This window comes from Pseudomonas sp. ArH3a (genome assembly GCF_022648765.1).
Classification (GTDB): Bacteria; Pseudomonadota; Gammaproteobacteria; order Pseudomonadales; family Pseudomonadaceae; genus Aquipseudomonas.
In genome coordinates this window covers 4,986,324-5,007,689 of record NZ_CP080330.1, presented here as the reverse complement: position 1 = coordinate 5,007,689, position 21,366 = coordinate 4,986,324, and the positions used below count along the sequence as shown (strand labels likewise).

General features: G+C 60.8%; 22 protein-coding genes and 1 pseudogene. 10 read left to right on the top strand and 13 right to left on the bottom strand.

The window, feature by feature from the left end; translation table 11 throughout:
* Positions 1–138: 138 nt before the first annotated feature.
* Positions 139–456, bottom strand: a pseudogene (locus K0P33_RS31385) (cytochrome c); the annotation flags it as partial.
* Between the two features lie 688 nt (positions 457–1,144).
* Between K0P33_RS31385 and K0P33_RS22825 the strand changes: the two are divergent.
* The 5 genes from K0P33_RS22825 to yegS all read left to right on the top strand — a co-directional run bounded on the left by K0P33_RS22825 (position 1,145) and on the right by yegS (position 3,963).
* Entirely contained in the window at positions 1,145–1,333 is a 189-nt protein-coding gene (locus tag K0P33_RS22825) for a methyltransferase domain-containing protein (protein ID WP_094950768.1), read from the top strand.
* Between the two features lie 63 nt (positions 1,334–1,396).
* The gene (locus tag K0P33_RS22820) at positions 1,397–1,789 is read left to right on the top strand and encodes a hypothetical protein (protein ID WP_094950769.1); all 393 of its coding nucleotides are present in this window, start codon (positions 1,397–1,399) and stop codon (positions 1,787–1,789) included.
* Between the two features lie 255 nt (positions 1,790–2,044).
* Entirely contained in the window at positions 2,045–2,371 is a 327-nt protein-coding gene (locus K0P33_RS22815) for a hypothetical protein (protein WP_094950770.1), read from the top strand.
* Between the two features lie 33 nt (positions 2,372–2,404).
* Positions 2,405–2,950 carry a hypothetical protein gene (locus K0P33_RS22810; RefSeq protein ID WP_094950798.1) on the top strand — a complete coding sequence of 182 codons (546 nt, stop codon included), beginning with the start codon at positions 2,405–2,407 and terminating at the stop codon, positions 2,948–2,950.
* 92 nt (positions 2,951–3,042) lie between these two features.
* Entirely contained in the window at positions 3,043–3,963 is a 921-nt protein-coding gene (yegS, locus tag K0P33_RS22805; RefSeq protein WP_094950771.1) for a lipid kinase YegS, read from the top strand.
* On the opposite strand, the gene K0P33_RS22800 is transcribed toward yegS, so the two are convergent.
* The 3 genes from K0P33_RS22800 to K0P33_RS22790 form a co-directional block, all read right to left on the bottom strand.
* On the bottom strand, positions 3,922–4,581 hold the full coding sequence (locus K0P33_RS22800; protein ID WP_242151589.1) for a response regulator transcription factor: 660 nt from the start codon (positions 4,579–4,581) through the stop codon (positions 3,922–3,924). The two genes, yegS and K0P33_RS22800, sit on opposite strands and share 42 nt — an antisense overlap.
* Positions 4,578–5,471 carry a sensor histidine kinase gene (locus K0P33_RS22795; protein ID WP_242151587.1) on the bottom strand — a complete coding sequence of 298 codons (894 nt, stop codon included), beginning with the start codon at positions 5,469–5,471 and terminating at the stop codon, positions 4,578–4,580. Before K0P33_RS22795 ends, K0P33_RS22800 begins: the two co-directional genes overlap by 4 nt.
* Before the next feature lie 364 nt (positions 5,472–5,835).
* Positions 5,836–6,285: a hypothetical protein gene (locus K0P33_RS22790; protein WP_242151584.1), complete on the bottom strand. Its 450-nt coding sequence runs from the start codon at positions 6,283–6,285 to the stop codon at positions 5,836–5,838.
* A gap of 534 nt (positions 6,286–6,819) precedes the next feature.
* Between K0P33_RS22790 and K0P33_RS22785 the strand changes: the two genes are divergently transcribed.
* Positions 6,820–7,755 carry a chemotaxis protein CheV gene (locus K0P33_RS22785; RefSeq protein ID WP_242151581.1) on the top strand — a complete coding sequence of 312 codons (936 nt, stop codon included), beginning with the start codon at positions 6,820–6,822 and terminating at the stop codon, positions 7,753–7,755.
* Positions 7,756–7,880: 125 nt separating this feature from the next.
* Complete coding sequence (locus K0P33_RS22780; RefSeq protein ID WP_242151579.1) at positions 7,881–8,687, top strand: MOSC domain-containing protein; 807 nt, start codon at positions 7,881–7,883, stop codon at positions 8,685–8,687.
* A gap of 64 nt (positions 8,688–8,751) precedes the next feature.
* Here the strand turns inward: K0P33_RS22780 and K0P33_RS22775 are convergent, their stop codons facing one another.
* The 8 genes from K0P33_RS22775 to K0P33_RS22740 all read right to left on the bottom strand — a co-directional run bounded on the left by K0P33_RS22775 (position 8,752) and on the right by K0P33_RS22740 (position 18,026).
* Positions 8,752–9,036: a pyrimidine/purine nucleoside phosphorylase gene (locus K0P33_RS22775; RefSeq protein ID WP_094950776.1), complete on the bottom strand. Its 285-nt coding sequence runs from the start codon at positions 9,034–9,036 to the stop codon at positions 8,752–8,754.
* A gap of 63 nt (positions 9,037–9,099) precedes the next feature.
* A complete protein-coding gene (locus K0P33_RS22770; RefSeq protein ID WP_094950777.1) occupies positions 9,100–9,642 on the bottom strand; it encodes an exonuclease domain-containing protein in 543 nt (180 codons plus the stop codon).
* A 66-nt stretch (positions 9,643–9,708) separates the two neighbouring features.
* Positions 9,709–11,637 (bottom strand): acetyl/propionyl/methylcrotonyl-CoA carboxylase subunit alpha, encoded by a 1,929-nt coding sequence (locus K0P33_RS22765; protein ID WP_094950778.1) that lies wholly within the window; start codon positions 11,635–11,637, stop codon positions 9,709–9,711.
* Positions 11,638–11,747: 110 nt separating this feature from the next.
* The gene (locus K0P33_RS22760; protein ID WP_094950779.1) at positions 11,748–12,515 is read right to left on the bottom strand and encodes an enoyl-CoA hydratase-related protein; all 768 of its coding nucleotides are present in this window, start codon (positions 12,513–12,515) and stop codon (positions 11,748–11,750) included.
* Positions 12,512–13,669, bottom strand: a complete 1,158-nt coding sequence (gene atuD / locus K0P33_RS22755) for a citronellyl-CoA dehydrogenase (protein ID WP_242151576.1) — start codon at positions 13,667–13,669, stop codon at positions 12,512–12,514. The genes K0P33_RS22760 and atuD overlap by 4 nt, the downstream gene beginning before the upstream one ends.
* A gap of 73 nt (positions 13,670–13,742) precedes the next feature.
* Positions 13,743–15,359, bottom strand: a complete 1,617-nt coding sequence (atuC, locus tag K0P33_RS22750) for an acyl-CoA carboxylase subunit beta (RefSeq protein ID WP_242151573.1) — start codon at positions 15,357–15,359, stop codon at positions 13,743–13,745.
* A gap of 3 nt (positions 15,360–15,362) precedes the next feature.
* Positions 15,363–16,235, bottom strand: a complete 873-nt coding sequence (locus K0P33_RS22745) for an SDR family oxidoreductase (protein ID WP_094950782.1) — start codon at positions 16,233–16,235, stop codon at positions 15,363–15,365.
* A 12-nt stretch (positions 16,236–16,247) separates the two neighbouring features.
* Positions 16,248–18,026: an acyclic terpene utilization AtuA family protein gene (locus tag K0P33_RS22740; RefSeq protein ID WP_242151570.1), complete on the bottom strand. Its 1,779-nt coding sequence runs from the start codon at positions 18,024–18,026 to the stop codon at positions 16,248–16,250.
* A 153-nt stretch (positions 18,027–18,179) separates the two neighbouring features.
* Between K0P33_RS22740 and K0P33_RS22735 the strand changes: the two genes are divergently transcribed.
* Entirely contained in the window at positions 18,180–18,803 is a 624-nt protein-coding gene (locus tag K0P33_RS22735) for a TetR/AcrR family transcriptional regulator (protein WP_094950784.1), read from the top strand.
* Between the two features lie 93 nt (positions 18,804–18,896).
* Positions 18,897–19,685: a transporter substrate-binding domain-containing protein gene (locus K0P33_RS22730; protein ID WP_242151567.1), complete on the top strand. Its 789-nt coding sequence runs from the start codon at positions 18,897–18,899 to the stop codon at positions 19,683–19,685.
* Positions 19,686–19,756: 71 nt separating this feature from the next.
* Here the strand turns inward: K0P33_RS22730 and K0P33_RS22725 are convergent, their stop codons facing one another.
* Entirely contained in the window at positions 19,757–20,308 is a 552-nt protein-coding gene (locus tag K0P33_RS22725) for an RNA polymerase factor sigma-70 (protein ID WP_027603895.1), read from the bottom strand.
* Between the two features lie 300 nt (positions 20,309–20,608).
* Between K0P33_RS22725 and K0P33_RS22720 the strand changes: the two genes are divergently transcribed.
* On the top strand, positions 20,609–21,361 hold the full coding sequence (locus K0P33_RS22720; protein ID WP_242151564.1) for an alpha/beta fold hydrolase: 753 nt from the start codon (positions 20,609–20,611) through the stop codon (positions 21,359–21,361).
* The last annotated feature ends 5 nt before the right edge of the window (positions 21,362–21,366 follow it).

Sequence of the window (21,366 nt, the reverse complement as noted above, 5' to 3'; positions counted from 1 at the left end):
CTTGTAGCAAGGTTGCTCGCTGACATCGGGCCTGTCGTCGACGTAGAAGCCATTGCGATTGGGCATCTCCAAGTGGGTGAGGGTGGCCGCATCAACGGTGGCGCTCGCTTCCAGTAGCTGGTTCTGGTTCAGGATATACCCCACCACCGCGTACACCTGATCATTGCTCAATGATTGTGGTTGTTGGAACGGCATGGTGCGCCGCACGTAGTCGAACAGGGTGGTGGCGCAGGGCCAATAACTGCCGACGGTTTTTATCGGCTTGGGTGTGGGCAGGGAGCCAGCTCCACCCGCTAGCGCGGGGCCCATGCCGCCTTCCAGGTGGGCGCCATGACAGCCAAGGCAGGCTGCCTGATACACCTTCTCACCTTCCTTGACGGTGCCTTGGCCGGGCGGCAGGTTGTTGCCATCGGGTGCAACGTCAATGTTCCAGCTGGCGATGTAGTGTTCGGTCACGGGGCGGCCCACGCCGCACGAACAAACGGCGCAAAAGCAGTGCCCAGCGCCGCTGTGCCGACAAGCCTGCTGGTTTACTGAGGAAGTCGCGGCGAGCCAAGGGGGCTGCCATCGCGGGTTTATCGTCAGCTGAGTCGTTATTCATTTTTGCTCTCCTGATCAAAAATATTTAGGCGACTTACCAGCGCTACGCTGCACCTATCTGTTCAAGATAGTCGCTTTTAATGGCATGCCTTGAAATCAACTCCCACATAACGAACGGCCAGTTTACTTATTATTAAATGCACTAAAAAACTGTCATTTTTAACAGTATTCGGGCGGCGGCCCACTCGCTACATTTCAGTGCGTGATGATAACGCGCAAACAATCCGAGCCACCCACAGGTCATCCGTATCCAAGCGATAAGAGGATCGACAGTAAAAGAACGTTGAAGGCACCCGATCAAGTTGCATGGACGCTTCTTTAATACCTTCGATGGAACTGAATATGCCGAGTAAAAAGTAATGCCTAGCGCCGCTAATGAACAGAAAGCCAAGGCCCTGACCGTGCCATCTATTTCTTTGTTCTCAGACCCTGATAATAGCGATCAGGCAAACTTGCTTATTCAGTTTCTTGATCAGTTCGATCAGTTACCACACACTCGCATCTTACGTGAGCATGCCTACGCAAGGCTGGGCACCCCTGGCGGATGGGGATCAACGTAGGGTGTGGTTGTGGCTCCGTCGTCGACGGGCTTTTTCAGCGTGGTTTGTCATCCGTGGGTGTTGATTTGAGTTGCGCGATGATCGAAACGGCACAGTCACGCTACCCTGAGCAGTCTTACCGTATGAGCGATGCACTGACCATCGATGCGCCGGATGAAGCGTACGGCTGGTAGTGGTCGGAGCGCGTCTATCAGCACATCAGCACCCCCAAAATTGCACTTAAAGAGGCATGGAGAGTGCTGGCTCCCAACGGTCGGATATTATTAATAGACCCGGTTTGGGAGGCGTATGTCATTTACTCACATTACCCTGAACTGACGCGCGCCATCGTGCGTGCGTTTGCAGACAGCTTGGCGAATAGTCACGCCGCCATCAGCGCTGCGGATCATTTGTCCGAGCTTGGCTTTGTCGATGTACAGGTGAGCGTTGTGCCTGCGTTGCACACAGAACTGTCGGATGTATACCCGTTACTTATCGCGCCTTTGGCAAGTCATGCGGTCGACAGCAAGGTCATCAGTGTTGAAGAGTCTGCTCAGTGGTTAAATGATCTTCAACGCCTCGCTGAGCGGGGCCGTTTTTTTGCATGCATGTCCAGACTGATCACCACGGCTCAACGGCCAAGTTGCTAGTGTTCCGCTCGAATCCCTCGCCTATCGCTCGCAGTTGAATCTGCGGGACATGTCATAGCACCATGCATGAGCATGGCACTTTTGCGTCTTTGTGCTGACCAAGCCTGTAACTGTAGGAAGTTTTACGCACAAGGATTTGAAATGTCTTTCCACGCTTTTGTTGGCATAAAACTGTCTGGTTTGCGGCGGCCCTGTGCCGCCGTCTGCGCTTGTATGGGCGCTATTTTTCTCGCGGGCTATTAAAAGGACACAGGGATGAACGCCACACGTAATGGAGTGTACGGCGCCGCTTTGATGCTGGCGGCAGCAGCGCTGGGCGGTTGCGCCTCGTCGATGAGCGTCACCAACGAGCCCGGGGTGAAAATGGGCGACAGCTATGCGCAGGTGCTCGCCGTAGTGAGCCGCAACAATACCGTGACCAAGCAGGTCGAGGGTCAAGGCTTCCGAGCGCAAGGCTACTCGAAGATGTTCCAAGATTGCCGCACCAAGTACTTCATCTTCCAGGGCGCCGATGGCTTGCAGATGGTGAGTTTTGAGCCGGCGCCGCAGTTGTCGGTCGAGCAAAATTGCCGCCAGCCGTAACCGGCCCTTTCTTCCCCTGCGAGTTGAATGCTGATGACTGTTTTGCGTGTTATTCCCGTGGCGCTTCTGGTGCTGCTGACGGGGTGCGGCCAGGTGGCGAACATCCGTTCCTTGTCCACCGGCTACGCCCCACCGCAGTCAGGCGAGACCGCTCGTGTGCGGTTGATCACCGACGGCCTGGTGCGCGCAGTGCCGGGGCGCGATTGCCTGGACTGGAATGTGCCGGGCGCCGGGGTGATGGCGTCGACCAAATCCGGCTTCCCTGACCACAACGGCGAAAGCCTTGGCATGCCCGGGCCGATTTATACCTGGAACGGCGCGGTGACCACGGAGCTGGTGGTGCCGGCGAACAAGCCCATCGCGCTGCATTACCTGGGGCAATTGCAGTATTCCCGACAATGCTTCAGCAGCATGAGCTTCGTGCCGCGCCCCGGAGTGGATTACATGGTGCAGGCGACTATCTACGCGAACTGTTCCATCCAACTGCATGAACTGCCTGCGCACGGTCAGCAATGGGAGCCTGTAGAGCCCACGCCCAAGGGCAAGCTGTCGATGTGCAACGCGATGGATAACTTCTAGCCGGGCAATTAATTTGCAACCTCGATGGCTTTTTTTCCCACCGCAAAGGTCCACATCCTTCAAGCATCTTTGACTCCAGGAGTAAGCCCACCATGACCACCCCCAAGGCACTGTTGATTCTGCACGGCAAGCAAGCCCTCAATGAGGACGTGCGCGCCGCCGTGCAGGCCCGGCGCGAACAGGGCTGGGAGCTGGCGGTGCGGGTGACATGGGAGGGCGGTGACGCCCAGCGGCTGGTCAACGAAGCCTTGGCCGATGGCTATACCCACCTGATTGCCGGTGGCGGCGACGGCACCTTGCGCGATGTGGCCGAGGCGATGGCATTGGCCAAAACCGACGCCAGCCTGGTGCTGATGCCACTGGGCACTGCCAATGACTTCGCGCGCGCCGCCGGTGTGCCGCTTGAGCCTGCCCAGGCGCTGGCGCTGCTGGATGTGCCGCCAAGGGCCATCGACCTCGGCCAGGCCGGTGGGCAAATATTCCTCAACATGGCCACGGGCGGCTTCGGCAGCCAGGTCACCGCCAACACCTCCGAAGATCTGAAGAAAGTGCTGGGCGGCGCGGCCTACCTGTTCACCGGGTTGACGCGTTTCAGTGAATTGAAGGCCGCCTATGGCGAGCTGGAAGGGCCGGGCTTCCATTGGAAAGGCGACTTACTCGCGCTGGGTATCGGCAACGGTCGTCAGGCGGGCGGTGGGCATGTGCTATGCCCCGGCGCGTTGGTCGATGATGGCTTGCTGGATATCAGCATTCTGCCCGCGCCCCAGGAGGTGGTCGGCACGCTGATGACCCTGATGAGCCAGGGCTGGGGCCTGGACACTATGTTTGTGCGGGCGCGCCTGCCCTGGGTCGAGATCAAGGTGGCCGAAGGGCTGTACATCAACCTCGATGGCGAACCGTTGAAGGGCGATGACCTGCGTTTTTGCGCACTGCCCAAAGCCTTGCGCGTGCACCTGCCGCTGGGTTCGCCGTTAGTCGTCCAAGCTGATGATCTGCTCGCGAACGGCGAATAACACCAGGCCCGCCACGTCGAAAATCTGCAGGCGCTTCATGATCTGCGAGCGGTGCGCTTCCACGGTCTTGATGCTCAGGCCCAGGCCGTGGGCGATTTCCCGGGTGGACTTGCCGCGCACGATCAAACGCAGGATTTCCAGCTGGCGCGCCGTCAGGTTATGGCTGTGGGCGACAGGGGCGCTCTGGCCCTGGTTGCGAATCAGCGCCTGATTGATCACCGTGTGGGCAATCGCGGGGCTCAGGTAACGCTCGTTGTTGCGCAAGGCCTGCAGGGCGTGTTCCAGCTCGCTGGCGGTGGTGTCTTTGAGCAGGTAGCCATGGGCGCCGGACTCCAGCGCACGCATGATCAGCTCCGGGTCGGTGTTCATCGACAGGATCAGCACCTTGCTCTTGGGGTAGGCCGCCTTGAGTTGCTGCAAGGCATCCAGGCCACCGACGTGCTTCATTGACAGGTCCAGCAGCACGATGTCTGGCTGCAGGGTGCTGAACCTCTCCAGCAACTGCGCGCCATCGCTGGCTTCGCCGATCACTGTGTAGCCGGGCGTATCTTGGATCAGCGCACGTACGCCGGCCCGAATCAGTGCGTGGTCATCCACCAAGAGTAAATTGCAGGTCACTGGAGAACCTTAGGGGAACTGGCCCGTTCGAGGGCGCGCGGCGCCCAGGGGAAAAGCGCGTCGATCCGGGTCCCTTTGCCAGGCTGGCTGGTGACGGACAAGGTGCCCCCCAACTGATCTATCCGCTCGGACATACCGGCCATGCCCCGTTGGCCTTCTAGCCCTGGGTTGATGGCAGGCGAGAAGCCCAGGCCGTCATCGCAGATCATCAGCGACAGGCCTTCGGGCAGGCGTTGCAGGCGTACCAACAAATTGTGTGCCTGGGCGTGGCGAAGCATATTGGTCACCGCTTCCTGGGTGATGCGAAAGGCCGCCACGGCCATTTCTTCCGGGATGCCGGTCAGCCGTTGCTGGCATTCGAGGCTCCAGTGCACTGGGGTGTTTTCCAAGGTCTTGAGCAGGTGCGCGCGCAGGCTCGCCTCCAAACCCAGGCTGGCCAGCTGCCTTGGGTTGAGGATGGCGGACACGTCGCGCACCTTCGCCAAGGTTTCATTCAGGGTGTTGCACAGCACAGTACATTGGCTTTGCAGGTCGTCAGGCAAGCGGCGTATGAGCCATTCGCTTTGCAGCTTGGCGGCGGTGAGCAATTGGCCGATGTCGTCATGCAATTCGCGGCTGAGGCGATGGCGCTCGTTTTCTTGCACTTGCAGCAAGCGATCGGCCAATTCCTGCGGCTGGAATTTTATCGATTTGCGCGAACTCCACTGTTGCAGGCCCACCACCAGCAACGTGGCCAGGTTCAGCAGCAGGACCGATAGCGGCAACGGCGCGGATTGGGTGTAGGCCCACAGGCTGACCAGCAATGAGCAAAGGCACAGGGCGAGAACGATGCGACGGGCATTGCTGCGGGACACGGATCTGGCGATGAGTGACTTTAGGCTGGCGTACATAGCGGATGGAGCCAATGAAGGTTCGCTGCGGGAAGACCGGTCACGGCAGCTGACAGGGCTCTGTTTGGAATACGGGGCCGAAACATTTGCATACTTTATGAAGTTGAGTCACTTCGAGCGGTGCATAGTACCACCACTATTACCGTTGGTCGCCTGGCGCCTCGCGTGACCGGTTTATTAACCACACGGACACGCCCTGGGCCTAATTCTAGAGTTAGAGAATCCCAGAGTTCAAAGAGGGCAGATATAGAGGGTGTAATTGTATTTATTAAGTTGCTTTGTAGCGTTATAGCGTTGATGGCTAATTGATATGTCTTGCGTCGTTTTTAGATAACTCGCCGATTAAAGACGACCTCGCCAACACTCAAAACGTGTGATGCAGGCGCTGCTGCGGTTTAAAGCCGTAGTCTTTCTGCGGGATCTGCAACGTGACTGTCGCGATCAATTTAGTTTGCTCGCTTTCATCCAGGGTCAACTCACCGGTCCGGGAGTCGATCAATTCCAGTTGCCAGGCCAGCAGCGTCAAGCAGTCATGCAGGGCATTCAACGCCTGGTCATGCAGTTCCATAGGGCTTACGGCATTGGCAATCAGGTACTGAATATGCCGGGAGAATTCGCTGATGGCCTGCAGCGCCTGGCCTTCGGCCTTTTCAGCCAGCTTGGCCAGGCTGGCTTTCATGCAGTCGATGGCATCGCTGTCGTTGCGGATCAAATGCAAGTGGTTCAAGCACTCCTGCGACTTGGCCAGGAGCGTCTCGGCTTCGAGCAGGAATTCGGGAAGTGCTGTTTGCCATTCGTTAGCATTATTCATCATGCAAGTCTCCGCAACATAAGGCCGGGTGATGAGATGCCGCACCGGGTGAATGGCGTAAAACTACCGCTGAAATATGACTGGAATCTGTAGCCCGTTTCTGAGATTTCAGTAGGACCGATACTTGATTGATTACGATTGCCGCGCGAGGCTCTGGGTATCAGGGGCGACTGCACAACTTCAGCTGCCGCCACGTGAATCACTGGAAGACCCGTGGGCCGAGGGCTTGGGATGGCAAACAAAAGCCTGACTCCATTCATGCAATGAGAATGGTGTCACATTAATGGCTATTAGATATTGCGAATATCAGGTTGGGCCTGATTGTGCATAGGGGAATCCCTTACGCAGCGGAACCTTGCGTCTATTTGCGTGTCGCGTAACGTTGCTATAGAGCCGTTTGGACAGGCCGTTGCAGTAAAGCATGATGTCAGTGTGACATCAATGCATTTACGTGGCAATTTATCAGGGTCAAGGTCTGGCGCTTGCCGCCGATAACAGCCTTAAGTGAGCAGCACAATCCCATATCAGGAGCTTTCAATGGCCGGCATTCTCGACACGGTAGATCAACGCACGCAACTGGTGGGTGAGAATCGCCTGGAGATTCTTATGTTTCGCCTGGCCGGGCGGCAGCTGTTTGCGATCAACGTGTTCAAGGTGCAGGAGGTCTTGCAACTGCCCAAGCTGACCCTGATGCCCCAGCGCCACCCGTTCGTATGCGGCGTGGTCAACCTGCGCGGCCAGACCTTGCCGGTGATTGACCTGTCCCAGGCCATTGGCATGCGCCCGCTGGTGCCGGGGCCCAACAGCACGATTATCGTCACCGAGTACAACCGTTCGGTGCAGGCGTTCCTGGTGGGCGGCGTGGACCGCATCGTCAACATGAACTGGGAAGCCATCCTGCCACCGCCGGTCAGTGCCGGTCGTCAGCATTACCTCACCGCCATCAGCAAGGTCGATGACCAGTTGGTGGAAATCATCGACGTGGAAAAAGTCCTCGCCGAAATCGTGCCGTACAACGCCAAGGTTTCCCGCGAAAAACTCGAAGACCCAGTGCTGGAACGCGCCCGTGGTCGCGAAGTACTGCTGGTGGACGACTCCAATGTGGCCCTGTCGCAACTGCGCGACACCCTTGGCCAACTCGGGGTGAAGATGCACATCGCCAGCGACGGCCTCAAGGCGCTGAACATGCTCAAAGCCTGGGCCGACAGCGGCGATGTCATGACCGACAAACTGCTGATGATCTTTACCGACGCCGAAATGCCTGAGATGGACGGCTACCGCCTCACCACCGAGATCCGCAACGACCCGCGCCTGCGTGGGCTGTATGTGGTGCTGCACACCTCGCTGTCGGGCAGCTTCAACGATTCGATGGTCAAGAAGGTCGGTTGCGATAACTTCCTGTCCAAATTCCAGCCCGACAAACTGGTGGATGTGGTGCGCCAACGGCTGATGCTGGACGTAGTGCCGGCTTGACCTACTGTGTGGTAACCCGGCCTGCTCGCCATCAGTAACTTCGCCACACTGACATCCAGCGCCCTTTGATTCTGGGAGCGCCGTCCTATAGGGTGACGCTTCGTCCCCTTCAGGAAAGCAGGCCCATGCTTCGTCTCAGCGCGCTGTACCGTTACCCCTTGAAGTCCGGCAAGGCCGAAGTCTTGCAACACATCGGCCTGGATAAACTCGGGCTGGACGGGGATCGACGCTGGATGCTGGTGGACGAAGCCAGCGGGCGCTTTCTCACACAACGGGCCGTGGCGAAAATGAGCCAACTGGCGGCGTTGTGGAACAGTGCCGGTGGCCTGACCCTGAGTTCGCCGGGTTTCGCGCCGCTGGACGTGGCGCTGCCCGGCAATGATGCCGAGTTGCGCGGCGTGACCATCTGGCGCGATACCTTGCGGGTGCCGGATGCAGGCGATGCAGCCGCCGCCTGGGTCAGCGACTTTATCGGCAAGCCTACGCGGCTCGTGCAAATGCCGCTTGAGCGCGCGCGTACCACCGAGGCCGGTTTCGGCAACGATGATGACCAGGTGGCGTTTGCCGACGGTTACCCGCTGTTACTAATCGGCCAGGGCTCTCTGGACGACCTTTCCCAGCACGTTGGGCGGCCCATGGAAATGCTGCGTTTTCGTCCCAACCTGGTGATCGAAGGCGCTGAGGCGTTCGCCGAAGACGGCTGGAAGCGCCTGCGTATCGGCGATGTCGAGTTGCGCGTGGTCAAGCCTTGCTCACGCTGCATTCTCACCACCATCGACCCCGCCACCGGCGAACGCAGTGCCGACCGCGAACCCTTCGTCACGCTCGATGCCTATCGTAAGACGGAAAATGGCGCGATGTTCGGCCAGAACTTGGTCAACGATGGCCCAGGGCGCCTGGAAGTCGGCATGCCGGTGACTGTTCTCGAGTAATTTGCGCTGCCCACAAAAAATGCCCGTCTCCTGCGAGACGGGCATTTTTTTGACCGAGGCAAACTTAGCCGCGGTATTCGCACAGGTAAGCCGTATCCACCGCGACCTTCAGCTGGAACTTGCTGTTGGCCGGTACGTTGAACTGGCTGCCGGCGGCGAAGGTTTCCCACTCGCTGGCGTCAGGCAGTTTGACGCTCAGGGCGCCGGACACCACGTGCATGATTTCACGCTGGGCGGTGCCGAATTCGTATTCACCCGGAGCCATCACGCCGATGGTCGCCGGACCTTCTGCGGTGCCGAAAGCGATCGACTTGACGGTGCCGTCGAAGTATTCGTTGACTTTAAACATGGGTGAATCCTCGGAAAAGGGTCTGGAAAGGTTGGCCAGTATGCCCAAGGCCAGGGGAGCTGCCTAGACCGGCAAAATCAACGGCAGCAGGCGTGCGGTGTTGCGTGCATCCTCCAGCGCCCGGTGTTGCTGGCCATGGAACTGCATCCCGGCCAATTGCAGGGCGCCGTTAAGCCCCAGTGGCTTATCCAGGCGCCGCGCCTTGGCGAAGCGCTGCTTGAGGTTCACATGCGGCGTTTGCGCGAGCGCGCTGGCCAGGCCATGGCGTTGCCATTCCAGCTCTAGCTGCTTGCGGTCGTAGTCACCCCAGCTGGCCCAGCCTTCCAGGCGGGTTTGATGCTGGCCCAGCCAGCGCTCAAACAACGGCCACACCTCGGTCATCGGCGCAGCGCCGTCGATGTTGGCCTGGGTGATATGGGTTAATTGGCGGCAGAAGGGCGTCAGCAAAGGCCGACGCAGCGGCCGCACAAAGCGCTGGAAGTGATCCAGCTCACGGCCCTGGCGGTTTACCAGGCTCGCGCCGATCTCGATGACTTCCATCTCCGTCACGGGCCAGCCGCCTTCATCCGTTGTGGCTTCCAAGTCAATAATCAGCCAATGAGGCATCGCGCAGGTTCCCGTACTCTTCCCGTCCTGATGGGGATAGAGCGTAGCCCGGCCTTGTAGTTCCGCCTAGGGCTTTTCAATCTCCAACAAAACCTGGCGATTACGCACCTGATCGCCTGCAGTCACCTGCACGCCTTTGATTACCCCATCGATGCCGGCCGTCAGCGGGTGTTCCATTTTCATCGCTTCGAGCACCAGCAGCAGTTGGCCTTTAGTGACCGTCTCACCGGTGCTCACGCGTACATCGACGATGGCGCCGTCCATCGGCGCCTTGACGATGCCGCTGCCGGCGTCGGGCTGGCGGCTGGCGACTTGCTGGGTGCGGTCGATCACCTTTACGCCGGGCAGCCAAAGCTGGGTATCGTCGAGGTGGTAGGCGACGCGGCGGCGGATGCCGTTGATCACCAGCGTGGCCCAGTGGCCGTCGGTGCTGAGGCTGCTGATGTCGATGCCGTTGGCCTGCAGGCGATTATCTTCCAGCACGCTGACGGCGATGTGGTGGGTCTGCTCGTTAATCTCCAGGCGATAGGTCCAAGGCACGCTGGCGTTGTTGCGCCAGCCCGCTAAACCTTGGCGGTGCGCGCGGGCGCTGTGTTGATAAAACAGCGCGGCGGCCAAGGCGATCTGCTCGTCCGTCGCGGCCTGGCGGGGGATTTCGTTGAAGTGTTCGGCGATAAACCCGGTGCTGAAGTCGCCGGCGATAAAGTCTTCTTGCTTGAGCAGGTCAATCAACAGCCGCTGATTGGTGGTCACGCCCAGCAACACTGTGTCCTCGACCGCCCGCAGCAATTTGCGCCGGGCCTCTTCGCGAGTGGCGCCATGGGCGATGATCTTGCCCAGCATCGCGTCATAGAACGGGCTGATGCGTTGGCCTTCGAGTACGCCGTGGTCAATTCGCACGCCGGCGGCGGGTTCCCAGCGCAGTACGTCACCGGTTTGCGGCAGGAAGCCTTGGGCCGGGTCTTCGGCGTACACGCGTACTTCCATGGCATGGCCGTGCAAGGTTACGTCCGCCTGGTTCAGTGGCAGCGGCTGGCCCGCGGCGATTTGCAGTTGCCAATCCACCAGGTCGAGGCCGGTGATCAGTTCGGTCACCGGGTGCTCTACTTGCAGGCGGGTGTTCATTTCCAGGAAGTAGAACTGCCCGTTGCGGTCGAGCAGGAACTCCACGGTGCCGGCGCCGACGTAATTGACCGCGCGCCCGGCCTCTAACGCGGCTTCGCCCATGGCTTGGCGCAGCTCGGCTGTCATCACGGGGCAGGGGGCTTCTTCGATGACTTTCTGGTGGCGGCGTTGGATCGAGCAGTCGCGTTCGCCCAAGTAGATGAGGTTACCGTGGCTGTCGCCGAACAGTTGGATTTCCACATGGCGTGGGTCGATCAGGGCGTGTTCGAGGATCAGCTCGTCGCTGCCGAAGGCGTTCATCGCTTCAGAGCGCGCGGTGCGCAGTTGGTCGAGCAATTGCGTGCTGTCGTGCACCAGGCGCATGCCGCGCCCACCGCCGCCGGCACTGGCTTTGATCATCAGGGGGTAGCCGATGCGCTGGGCTTCTTGTTGCAGGGTGGCGTCGTCTTGCTGGCTGCCTTGGTAGCCGGCGATGCAGGGCACGCCCGCCTCGAGCATGGCCAGTTTGGACTGGCGTTTGCTGCCCATCAGTTCGATGGCCTCGGGGCTGGGGCCGATGAAGGTAATGTTCGCGTGTTGGCAGGCGCGGGCGAACTCGGCGTTTTCGGAGAGGAAGCCATAGCCGGGGTGGATGGCGTCGGCGCCTGTGATTCTAGCGGCTTTGAGGATGGCCGCGATGTTGAGGTACGACTGCTGGACCGGGGCTGGGCCGATGTTGACGGCTTCGTCGGCCATCTGCACATGCAGGGCTTGGGCGTCGGCGTCGCTATAGACGGCGACGGTGCGGTAGCCCAAGCCTTGAGCGGTGCGCTGGATGCGGCAGGCGATTTCGCCGCGGTTGGCGATCAGGATTTTGCTGAATGTGGGCATTGGTTTATCCCTGGGTAATCGGGTGTTTGTTCTGGCCCCATCGCAGGCAAGCCAGCTCCCACTTGTTGAAATGCGTTCTCCCTGTGGGAGTTGGCTTGCCTGCGATGGCGTCACTTGCACCAACTCGGCTTACGCTTCTGCACAAAAGCCTGCGTCCCCTCTATCCCTTCCACGCCAGTCACGGCCTCAGCAAACCACTGCGCCCCGCGATCCAATACGGCCTCAAGCGGCTCATCGGCACTGGCCAGTAACAAGGCTTTCGTCCGTCCATTCGCCCCCGGCGCGCACTGCAACACTTGCCCCAGCACCTCATCCAGGCGCTCCGCCAATGCCTGCGCATCGCTCTCGGCAAAATGCACCACCCCCAACCGGTGGGCCTCAACCCCATCAAATCGCGCTGCCGTCAGCGCCAGCCGTCGTGCCTGGGTCAGGCCGATACGCTTGACCACAAACGGCGCAATCTGCGCTGGCAACAAGCCCAGGCTGGTCTCCGGCAGGCCGAACTGCGCCTTATGATCGGCAATCGCAATATCACTCACACACGCCAGCCCAAACCCGCCGCCCAGCACGGCGCCTTGCAGCACGACGATCACCACCTGCGGCACGGCCTCGACTTCTTGCAGCAAGGTGCCGAACGCGCGGTTCAGCGCCTGTAACTGTTGCTTGCCGCCTGCGGTGACCATGTCCTTCACATCCGCCCCGGCACAGAAATGCCCGCCGGCGCCGCTGATCACCAACGCGCGCACTTGGCTGTCGAGCTGCGCCAATACCGCGCGCAGTTCATTAACCATCTCAAGGCTCATGGCGTTACGGTTTGCCGGGCGGTTGAGGGTGATGTGCAGCACGCCGTTATGCGGTTCGAGCAGCAAGGTGTTCATGATTTTTTCCCAGGCAAGGTGCCCATCAATTTGCAGATGATGCCCAGCATGATTTCGTCGGCGCCGCCGCCAATCGAGACCAGCCGCACGTCGCGGTAGGCGCGGGCTACGGGGTTGTCCCACATGAAGCCCATGCCGCCCCAGTATTGCAGGCAGCTGTCGCTGACTTCGCGGCCCAGGCGCCCGGCTTTGAGCTTGGCCATGGAGGCCAGGCGGGTCACGTCCTGGCCTTTGATGTATTGCTCGGTGGCCTGGTAGACCAGCGCGCGCAGGCATTCGATTTCGGTGGCCAGTTCTGCCAGGCGAAAGTGGATGACCTGGTTGTCGATCAGCGCCTTGCCAAAGGTCTGGCGCTCTTTGCAGTACTCAATGGTGCTGTCGATGCAGTACTCCAGGCCCTTGATCATGTTGGCCGCGCCGAATAGGCGCTCTTCCTGGAACTGCAGCATTTGCATCATGAAGCCCGCACCTTCATGGCCGATGCGGTTGCGCTGCGGCACGCGCACGCCGTCAAAGAACACCTGGGCGGTCTCGGAGCTGTGCATGCCGAGTTTTTCCAGGGGTGGGCTGACGCTGATGCCTGGCGTGTTCATCGGCACCATGATCAGCGACTTGTTGATGTGCGGCTTGTCGTCCGAGGTGTTGGCCAGCAGGCAGATAAAGTCGGCGCTGGGCGAGTTGGTGATCCACATTTTGCTGCCGTTGATCACGTAGTCGCCACCGTCCTTGCGTGCATGGGTTTTCAGCCCGGCCACGTCGGAACCGGCGCCGGTTTCCGAGACGCCGATGCAGCCCACTTGCTCGCCGCTGATGGCCGGGCGCAGGAACTCGTCGCGTAGCTCATCGCTGCCGAAGCGGGCGAGGGCGGGGGTGCACATGTCGGTCTGCACGCCGATGGACATCGGGATGCCGCCGCAACGAATGGTGCCGAACTCTTCGGCCGCGACGATGGAGTAGCTGTAGTCGAGGCCCATGCCGCCGAATTTTTCCGGCTTGGAAATGCCCAGCAGGCCGAGGTCGCCGGCCTTGCGGAAAATAGCGTGGATGGGAAAGCGCCCGGCTTTTTCCCATTCGTCCACATGCGGGTTGATTTCGCGGTCGACGAAGGCGCGGACGGTGCGGCGCAGTTCCTGGTGTTCTTGGGTGAAGATCATTGTTCTTGTTCTCCCTGTGGGGACGCGGAGCGTCCTGGGCTGCATTCCCACGTGGAGCGTGGGAACGATCACGTTAAAGGCGCGCTACACCGAAGCTGTTGGGCTGCAACTGCCGCACCTCGGCTTCATGGCAAATATCCAGCAGGTAACCCAGCAGCGTGCGGGTATCGCGTGGATCGATCAGCCCGTCGTCCCACAGATTCGCGCTGCCATAGAGCGCGGTGGACTGGCTGTCGAGCTTCTGCGCAGTGACCTGCTCGAGCATGTCCAGCACCTTGGGGTCGGGCACCAAACCCTCCTTGAGTTGTTTGGCCTCGGTGACGATACGCAGCACCTTGCCCGCTTGCGCGCCGCCCATCACCGCCGTGCGGCTGTTGGGCCAGGCGAAGATAAAGCGCGGGTCCAGGCCACGGCCGCACATCGCATAGTTGCCGGCGCCGTAAGAACCGCCAACCACCACCGTGAGTTTAGGCACCCGCGCGTTGGCCACCGCCTGGATCATCTTCGCGCCGTGCTTGATCACGCCTTGCTGCTCCGACTCGGTGCCCACCATAAAACCGGTGGTGTTGTGCAGGAACAGCAGCGGCGTGCGGCTCTGGTCGCACAGCTGGATAAACTGTGCGGCCTTGCTTGCGCCTTTGGGTGTGATCGGGCCGTTATTGCCGATCACGCCAACGGCACGGCCTTGGATATGCAAATGGCCGCAGACGGTGTGGGCATCGAACTCGGCCTTGAATTCGAGAAAGTTGGAGCCGTCCGCCAGGCGCGCGAGGATTTCGCGCACGTCGTAGGGTTTTTTCGGGTCGTCGGGGATCAGCCCCAGCAGCTCTTCGATGGGATACAGCGGCGCAGTGTAAGCTCGTTGCGGCGCAGGTGGCTGGCGATCATCCCAAGGCAACAGGCTGACGATTTCGCGCACGATGCGCACGCCATCAGCATCGTTTTCGGCCAGGTATTCGGCCGTGCCGGCGGTTTGCGCATGCATCTCGGCGCCGCCCAATTCTTCATCCGTCGCCACTTCACCAGTGGCGGCTTTGAGCAGCGGCGGCCCGGCGAGGAACAGCTTGGCCTTGCCGCGCACCACCACCACGTAATCCGATAGCCCCGGCTGATACGCACCGCCCGCCGTGGCCGAGCCGTGCACCACGGTGATCTGCGGCAGGCCCATGGCCGACATGCGCGCCTGGTTGGCAAAGCTGCGCGCGCCTTCGACGAAAATCTCGGCGGCATAGTTGAGGTTGGCGCCGCCGCTTTCGGCGAGGGTCACCACCGGCAGTTTGTTTTCCATGGCGATCTGTTGCAGGCGCAGGGATTTTTTCAGCCCCGTGGGGGAAATGGTGCCGCCCTTGATCGCGCTATTATTGGCCACCACCAGCATGCGCACGCCGCTGACGTAGCCGATGCCGGCGATCAAGCCGCCGCCGGCCGCGCTGCCATCTTTGTCGTCGTGGAGTTTGTAGCCGGCCAGGCTCGCCAGTTCCAGGAACGGCGCGCCGGGGTCCAGCAGCAGGTTGAGGCGCTCGCGCGGCAGCAGTTGGCCGCGCTTGTCGAACTTGGGTTTAGCTTCCTGTGCCTTGCTCAGCAGGGTGTGTTCCAGCTGGCGCAGCTGCGCGATGGCAGCCAGCATCGCTTCGCGGTTTTGCGCGAACTGCGGGCTGTGGGCGTCGATCAAGCTTTCAATCACCGGCATGCTTTATTGCTCCACCTTGAGTACATCCGGCAGGTAAGCGCGGTGAAAACCATTGAAAGGTTCACTCGGCGGCTGCGCTTTGGGCAATGGCCAGGCGCGGCTGCCCAGGCTGGCGGCGCCGTCGATGCGCAAGGTGCTGCCGCTGATGAAGGCGGCGGCGGGGCTGAGCAGAAACACGATGGCCGCGCTGACTTCCGATTCGGTGCCGATACGCTTGAGCGGCACGTGTTCACGCAAGGTCGGGATCACCGCCTTGAACGCGCCTTCGTAGGTGTCCATGCCGCTTGAGGCAATCCAGCCCGGCGCCACGGCGTTGACGCGCACCCCGGCATAGCCCCATTCGAACGCGGCGGTCTTGGTGAAGTTGTCCATGCCTGAGCGCGCCGCGCCCGAGTGGCCCATGCCGGGCATGCCGCCCCACATGTCGGCGAGCATGTTGACGATGGCGCCGCCGTGCTTGCTCATCGACTGGTTGAACACTTCCCGCGCCATCAGGAACCCGCCGACCAAATTGGTGCGCAGTACGGTTTCAAAGCCCTTTTGGTTGATCGAGGCCAGGGGCGATGGGTATTGGCCGCCCGCGTTATTCACCAGCCCGTGAATCGGCCCGTGTGCGTGAATGACCTGTGCCACCAGCGCTTTCACCGCCTCTTCATCGCGAATATCGCAGGCCTGCCAATGGGCCGTGCCACCGTCTTCGGCAATTTCCGCCGCCACCGCTTGCAGTTTTTCCGGCTTGCGGCCCACCAGGATCACACGGGCGCCGAGGGCCGCCAGTTCATGCGCGGTGCAGCGGCCAATGCCGCTGCCGCCACCGGTGACGATCACGGTTTGCCCTTGGAACAGGTCGCTTTTGAAGATTGAGGCGAAGGCCACGGCAACGCTCCTTTATTTGAATTGATCGGCGATGTGTTGCGGCACAGCAATGGGGATTTCCAGCAGTTGCTGGGCGAAGGCTTTGCCCTGCGGGTCGATGCGCAGGCTGGCGATACCGCCGCCGCCCAGGGCGTTTTCCAGCAGAAAGTTCAGGCTGTGGCTGCCGGGCAAGTACCAGAGCTCGACGCGGCCGTGGACGGGGTCGAGCACGTGGCTCATCCAGTCGACGATCACTTGCGGGGTCAGCACTTCGGCGATCCACGGCAGGTAGTCGGGGTGGCGGGCGATCACGCCGATATTGCTGTGGTTGCCCTTGTCGCCGGAGCGTGCCACGGCCAGTTTCACCAGCGGCACGCTGGCATCGGCGCGGCCCTGGGGCTTGGGCGGATCAATCGGCGCGGCCGGGGTGCGCAGTGCATCGGCCACTGGCAGTTCACAGCGGTGGTGCTGGCCTTGGAGGTCGATCACCAGCTCGCAGGAGGATTTATCAACGAGGAACGAAAACAGCCGAATCAGCGGATACACCGTCGGCCGTCCACCGACGATCCCGGTCAGCCCAGGCGCCATGCCGGTCGCCGCCTGGGCGATCTCGCGGGCGAATAGCACCAGCGCCTGTTTGCTCGGGTGGCGCACCGCGAGTTTGACCACCACTTCGCGGCAGTCCTGGCGTTGGGCGTGGGCGCCGTAGGTGGCTTCGCTGCCGAGCAATTCAATGTTCACTTCGGTGTAAGGCGCCCAGCCGCGCTGGCTGAACAGTTCCGAGGTCTTGTTGATGATCGCCTGGCTGACCCGCTCGGCCTTGGCCACCGCGTCGATCCCGGCGATCAGGCAACTGGCGGTGCAACGAAAGCCGTCCGGGTAGGTGGCGCTGACCTTGTATTGATTGGTCGGCGGCAAACCCTTGGCTCCGTGCAGGCGCACGCTGTGTTTACCTTGCTGCTGCAATTTGACCTGGCTGAAATCGCAGATCACGTCGGGCAGCAAGTAGGCGCGCGGGTCGCCGATCTCATACAGCAACTGCTCGGCCACGCTGAGTTCGCTGATCAGCCCACCCGTGCCGTCGACCTTGTTGACGGTGAACTGGCCGTCGGCGCTGACCTCGACGATGGGGAAACCGATGTGCTCGTAGTCCGGCACGTCGCGCCAATCGGTGAAGTTGCCGCCGGTGCACTGCGCGCCGCATTCGATGATATGCCCGGCGAGTGCGGCCTGGGCGAGGCGGTCGTAGTCTTGCCACGACCAGTTGAATGCATGCACCAGCGCGGCGCTGACCACGGCGCTGTCGACCACGCGGCCGGTGATGACGATGTCTGCGCCCCGTTCCAGCGCGGCGGCAATGCCTGGCGCGCCGAGGTAGGCGTTGACGGAGACGCACATCGGCGGCAGCGGCGCGCCATTGAACATATCGGTGACGCCGTGCAGGTGCTTGAGCTGCGGTTGCAGGTCATCGCCCAACAGTACGGCGATTTTCAGCGGGATTTGCGCCTTATCGCAGGCCGCTTGCAGGGCGGCGGCGCAGGCCTGCGGGTTGATGCCACCAGCATTGCTGATCACGCGGATGCCCTGGCGTTGGATATCGCCCAGCAGCGGCGTGAGCACCTCGACAAAATCGGTGGCGTAGCCGGCCTGGGGATCTTTCATCCGCGCACCGGCGAGGATCGACATCGTGACTTCTGCCAAATAGTCGAACACCAGGTAATCCAGCGCGCCGCCGTGCACCAATTGGGCGGCAGCGGTGCAGGTATCACCCCAAAAGGCGCTGGCGCAGCCGATACGAACCGTCTTGCTCATGAGAAATCCTTCCTCTAATGGCTGGTGCCGAGACTACCAAGCAAGCGCTTGGTTTGTAAACTGGGCGCATAAGTTTTGCCCAAGCGCTTGCTTGGCTGGCGGCCACGGCCTAAATTGCCGCCCAAGACGTCAGCACACGTGAAGGAGAGAGGCATGGATGAGCAGAAAGCCCTACGGGTGATGCGCACCATGGTCGACGGCGGCCAATTGACCGACCCCGACAGTGCCCGGGGCAAATTGCTGCAAACCGCAGCTCACCTGTTTCGCAACAAAGGCTTTGAGCGTACCACCGTACGTGACCTGGCCAGCGCGGTGGGCATTCAGTCCGGCAGCATCTTTCATCACTTCAAGAGCAAGGACGAGATCCTGCGCGCGGTGATGGAGGAAACCATCCACTACAACACGGCGATGATGCGAGCATCGTTGGAAGAAGCGAACACCGTGCGTGAGCGTGTATTGGCGCTGATCCGCTGCGAATTGCAGTCGATCATGGGCGGCAGCGGCGAAGCCATGGCGGTGTTGGTCTACGAATGGCGCTCACTGTCGGCCGACGGCCAGGCCCAGGTGCTGGCGCTGCGTGACGTGTATGAAGAGATCTGGCTGCAGGTGCTGGGCGAGGCCAAGGCCGCCGGTTACATCAGGGGCGATGTGTTTATCACCCGGCGCTTCCTGACCGGTGCGTTGTCTTGGACCACCACTTGGTTTCGCGCCCAAGGCAGCCTGACTTTGGAGCAATTGGCCGAAGAAGCCCTGCTGATGGTGCTGAAGGCCGATTGAGGTGCAAGCCATTAATTTGCCGATGGAAAGTTGTCTCACCTGACAAAAACGCCTAGCTTATCGCCATCAGAGTATTAAACGGTGTGTGTCTCAATGTTTTCGCCATCGCGGCTGGCTGCAGGACTAACTATATGGGCACTGGGCACCGCGTGGGGTGTGCCGGCTTCGGCTGCGCAATTGGTGAGGATCGGCGCCGCGCATTTCCCGCCCTACACCGTACGCCCTGAGCAAGGCGCCGACACCGGTTTACTGCCGCAACTGGTCGAAGCCCTGAACGCCTCGCAAACCGACTACCAGTTTGTGCTGGTGCCGACCTCCATTCCACGGCGCTTCCGCGATTTCGAGCAAGGCCGGGTCGACATGGCGATCTTCGAAAACCCCGACTGGGGCTGGCAGAACATTGCGCATACCGCGGTGGACATGGGCCTGGAAGACGCGGAAATCTTCGTCGCCCAGCGTGGGGCCGGTCGCGACCAACACTATTTCGCCGACCTCAACGGCAAGCGCCTGGCCTTGTTCAGCGGTTATCACTACGCCTTCGCCAACTTCAATCCTGACCCCAAGTACATGGCCGAACACTTCAACGCCACGTTGACTTATTCCCATGACAGCAACTTGCTGATGGTGGCGCGTGGGCGTGCCGATATCGCGCTGGTCACGCGTTCGTACTTGAGTGATTTCATGGTGCGCAATGCGGACATGGCCGGGCAGTTCCTGGTCTCGGAGCGTATTGACCAGGTGTATCACCACTACGCGTTGCTGCGGCCCAAGGCACCGATTACCGGGGCGGCGTTTGCCGAGTTGCTCAAGCGCCTGCGCGATAATGGGCAGATGTTGAAGATCTTCGAGCCGTATCGCATTGATGTGACGTCGATGCGCTGAGGTCTATGTGTTGAAGAGGGCTCCTGTGGCGAGCCCACTCGCCACAACAAGCCTGTTCACTCTTTGATCAATCAAACCCTGCGCGCAAACGTATCGCTGTGGTTGCCCGACACCTTGCGGCAATGCACCAGCGCATCCCGAATCATGAAGTTCACCAGGGTCGGTGACACACCGAGTTCCTTGGCGATGTCCTTTTGCGGTACGCCGTGCAGGCGGTACATCTCGAACGCATAGCGGGTGCGTTGTGGCAGCTCCGTCAGGGCGTCGGCGATGTTTTCCAGGGTGTTGAAGTTGATGTGGGAGGTTTCCGGTGATGCGCCGTGAATAACCACATTCAAGCCTTCCTCTTCCGTCCCGGAGTATTTGAGCTCCAGGGCCTGCTTGCGGTAGTGATCGATCGCCAGGTTGCGCACGATCTGGAACAGATAACTCAATTGGGCCTTGAACGATGACGTGATCGTCGGCGCCGATTGCAGCCGGAAGTAGGCGTCCTGCACGACGTCTTCGGCACGCGAGCGGCAGCCGGTAATGCGTGCCGCGATCTTCACCAGAATCAAACGATTGTCGACGAATGCCTGGAGAAGCGGTGAGTCGCACCTGCCTGTGGATACTTGTTCCGTCATGGAAATCACCTTGTCGCAAAAGAGTTAGGGGAGGGCATCCTTGCTGAGGCCTCCTACACATCGGGCAACAAATTATGCTTAATGATAATGATTGTCAAATGAGAAGGCGAACTAATCTTATGCCTGTTTGGAAGGTGTGAACCGCGTCTCGCTCCTCTCCCGCGACTAATTATTTGCCCGCTCCGTCCGTTCTCATGGGTGACAGGTCCGTTAACAAACGGCCAAGGATCAGCGCCCGCAGGAGGACGACATGGGTTTGTATCGTGCATACAGCGTGTTTTTGTTTGGAGACCTAAATTGATGAGTGCCTCCACGCGACTGCGCCTGTTTTGCCTGCCCTATTCGGGGGCCAGCGCCATGGTTTATGCGCGTTGGCGCCGGGCTTTGCCGGATTGGTTGCACGTGTGCCCGCTGGAGTTGCCGGGGCGTGGCATGCGCATGGATGAACCGTTGCAGCGCGATATCAAGGCCTTGGCAGCGCAGCTTGCGGATGAGATCAGCCGTGACCTGAGCGGCCCCTATGCTCTGTTCGGCCACAGCCTCGGCGGCTTGCTGGCATTTGAACTGGCCCACGCACTGAATGAGCGCGGCGTGCCTGCGCCACTGGCTTTATTCGCCTCTGGCACCGCCGGCCCGGCGCGCCGTGATGTGAGCGAATACGCCATCGCAAAGACCGACCAACAACTGATCGCCCGCCTGCGCGAACTGCAAGGCACTGCCGAAGAAGCCCTGGCCAACCCCGAGCTGATGCAGTTGATGCTGCCGATTCTGCGCGCCGACTTCCTGCTCTGCGGCAGCTTCACCTACGGCCAGCGCGAGCCGCTGGGCATGCCGATCCATGTGTTCGGCGGCAAGCAAGACAGCGTGCGCGCCGAGCAGTTGCTCGACTGGCAGGCCGACACCGCCAGCGGCTTTTCCCTGGACATGTTTGATGGTCACCACTTCTTCCTCGTGCAGCACGAAAGTGCCGTGCTGCGCTGCCTGCGGCGCTATGCCGACGAACACCTGGCGCGCTGGCGCAATGGCGCGGCGCGGCCACTGGCCGCCGGCTAAGCGCT

What these genes read in the sequence shown, in the direction of transcription:
- K0P33_RS22825 (WP_094950768.1), top strand. Translation starts at nt 1,145, where the DNA reads ATGGGGATCAACGTAGGGTGTGGTTGTGGCTCCGTCGTCGACGGGCTT.
- K0P33_RS22815 (WP_094950770.1), top strand. Translation starts at nt 2,045, where the DNA reads ATGAACGCCACACGTAATGGAGTGTACGGCGCCGCTTTGATGCTGGCG.
- K0P33_RS22810 (WP_094950798.1), top strand. Translation starts at nt 2,405, where the DNA reads ATGACTGTTTTGCGTGTTATTCCCGTGGCGCTTCTGGTGCTGCTGACG.
- yegS (WP_094950771.1), top strand. Translation starts at nt 3,043, where the DNA reads ATGACCACCCCCAAGGCACTGTTGATTCTGCACGGCAAGCAAGCCCTC.
- K0P33_RS22795 (WP_242151587.1), bottom strand. Translation starts at nt 5,471, where the DNA reads ATGTACGCCAGCCTAAAGTCACTCATCGCCAGATCCGTGTCCCGCAGC.
- K0P33_RS22790 (WP_242151584.1), bottom strand. Translation starts at nt 6,285, where the DNA reads ATGATGAATAATGCTAACGAATGGCAAACAGCACTTCCCGAATTCCTG.
- K0P33_RS22785 (WP_242151581.1), top strand. Translation starts at nt 6,820, where the DNA reads ATGGCCGGCATTCTCGACACGGTAGATCAACGCACGCAACTGGTGGGT.
- K0P33_RS22780 (WP_242151579.1), top strand. Translation starts at nt 7,881, where the DNA reads ATGCTTCGTCTCAGCGCGCTGTACCGTTACCCCTTGAAGTCCGGCAAG.
- K0P33_RS22775 (WP_094950776.1), bottom strand. Translation starts at nt 9,036, where the DNA reads ATGTTTAAAGTCAACGAATACTTCGACGGCACCGTCAAGTCGATCGCT.
- K0P33_RS22770 (WP_094950777.1), bottom strand. Translation starts at nt 9,642, where the DNA reads ATGCCTCATTGGCTGATTATTGACTTGGAAGCCACAACGGATGAAGGC.
- K0P33_RS22765 (WP_094950778.1), bottom strand. Translation starts at nt 11,637, where the DNA reads ATGCCCACATTCAGCAAAATCCTGATCGCCAACCGCGGCGAAATCGCC.
- K0P33_RS22760 (WP_094950779.1), bottom strand. Translation starts at nt 12,515, where the DNA reads ATGAACACCTTGCTGCTCGAACCGCATAACGGCGTGCTGCACATCACC.
- atuD (WP_242151576.1), bottom strand. Translation starts at nt 13,669, where the DNA reads ATGATCTTCACCCAAGAACACCAGGAACTGCGCCGCACCGTCCGCGCC.
- atuC (WP_242151573.1), bottom strand. Translation starts at nt 15,359, where the DNA reads ATGCCGGTGATTGAAAGCTTGATCGACGCCCACAGCCCGCAGTTCGCG.
- K0P33_RS22740 (WP_242151570.1), bottom strand. Translation starts at nt 18,026, where the DNA reads ATGAGCAAGACGGTTCGTATCGGCTGCGCCAGCGCCTTTTGGGGTGAT.
- K0P33_RS22735 (WP_094950784.1), top strand. Translation starts at nt 18,180, where the DNA reads ATGGATGAGCAGAAAGCCCTACGGGTGATGCGCACCATGGTCGACGGC.
- K0P33_RS22730 (WP_242151567.1), top strand. Translation starts at nt 18,897, where the DNA reads ATGTTTTCGCCATCGCGGCTGGCTGCAGGACTAACTATATGGGCACTG.
- K0P33_RS22725 (WP_027603895.1), bottom strand. Translation starts at nt 20,308, where the DNA reads ATGACGGAACAAGTATCCACAGGCAGGTGCGACTCACCGCTTCTCCAG.
- K0P33_RS22720 (WP_242151564.1), top strand. Translation starts at nt 20,609, where the DNA reads ATGAGTGCCTCCACGCGACTGCGCCTGTTTTGCCTGCCCTATTCGGGG.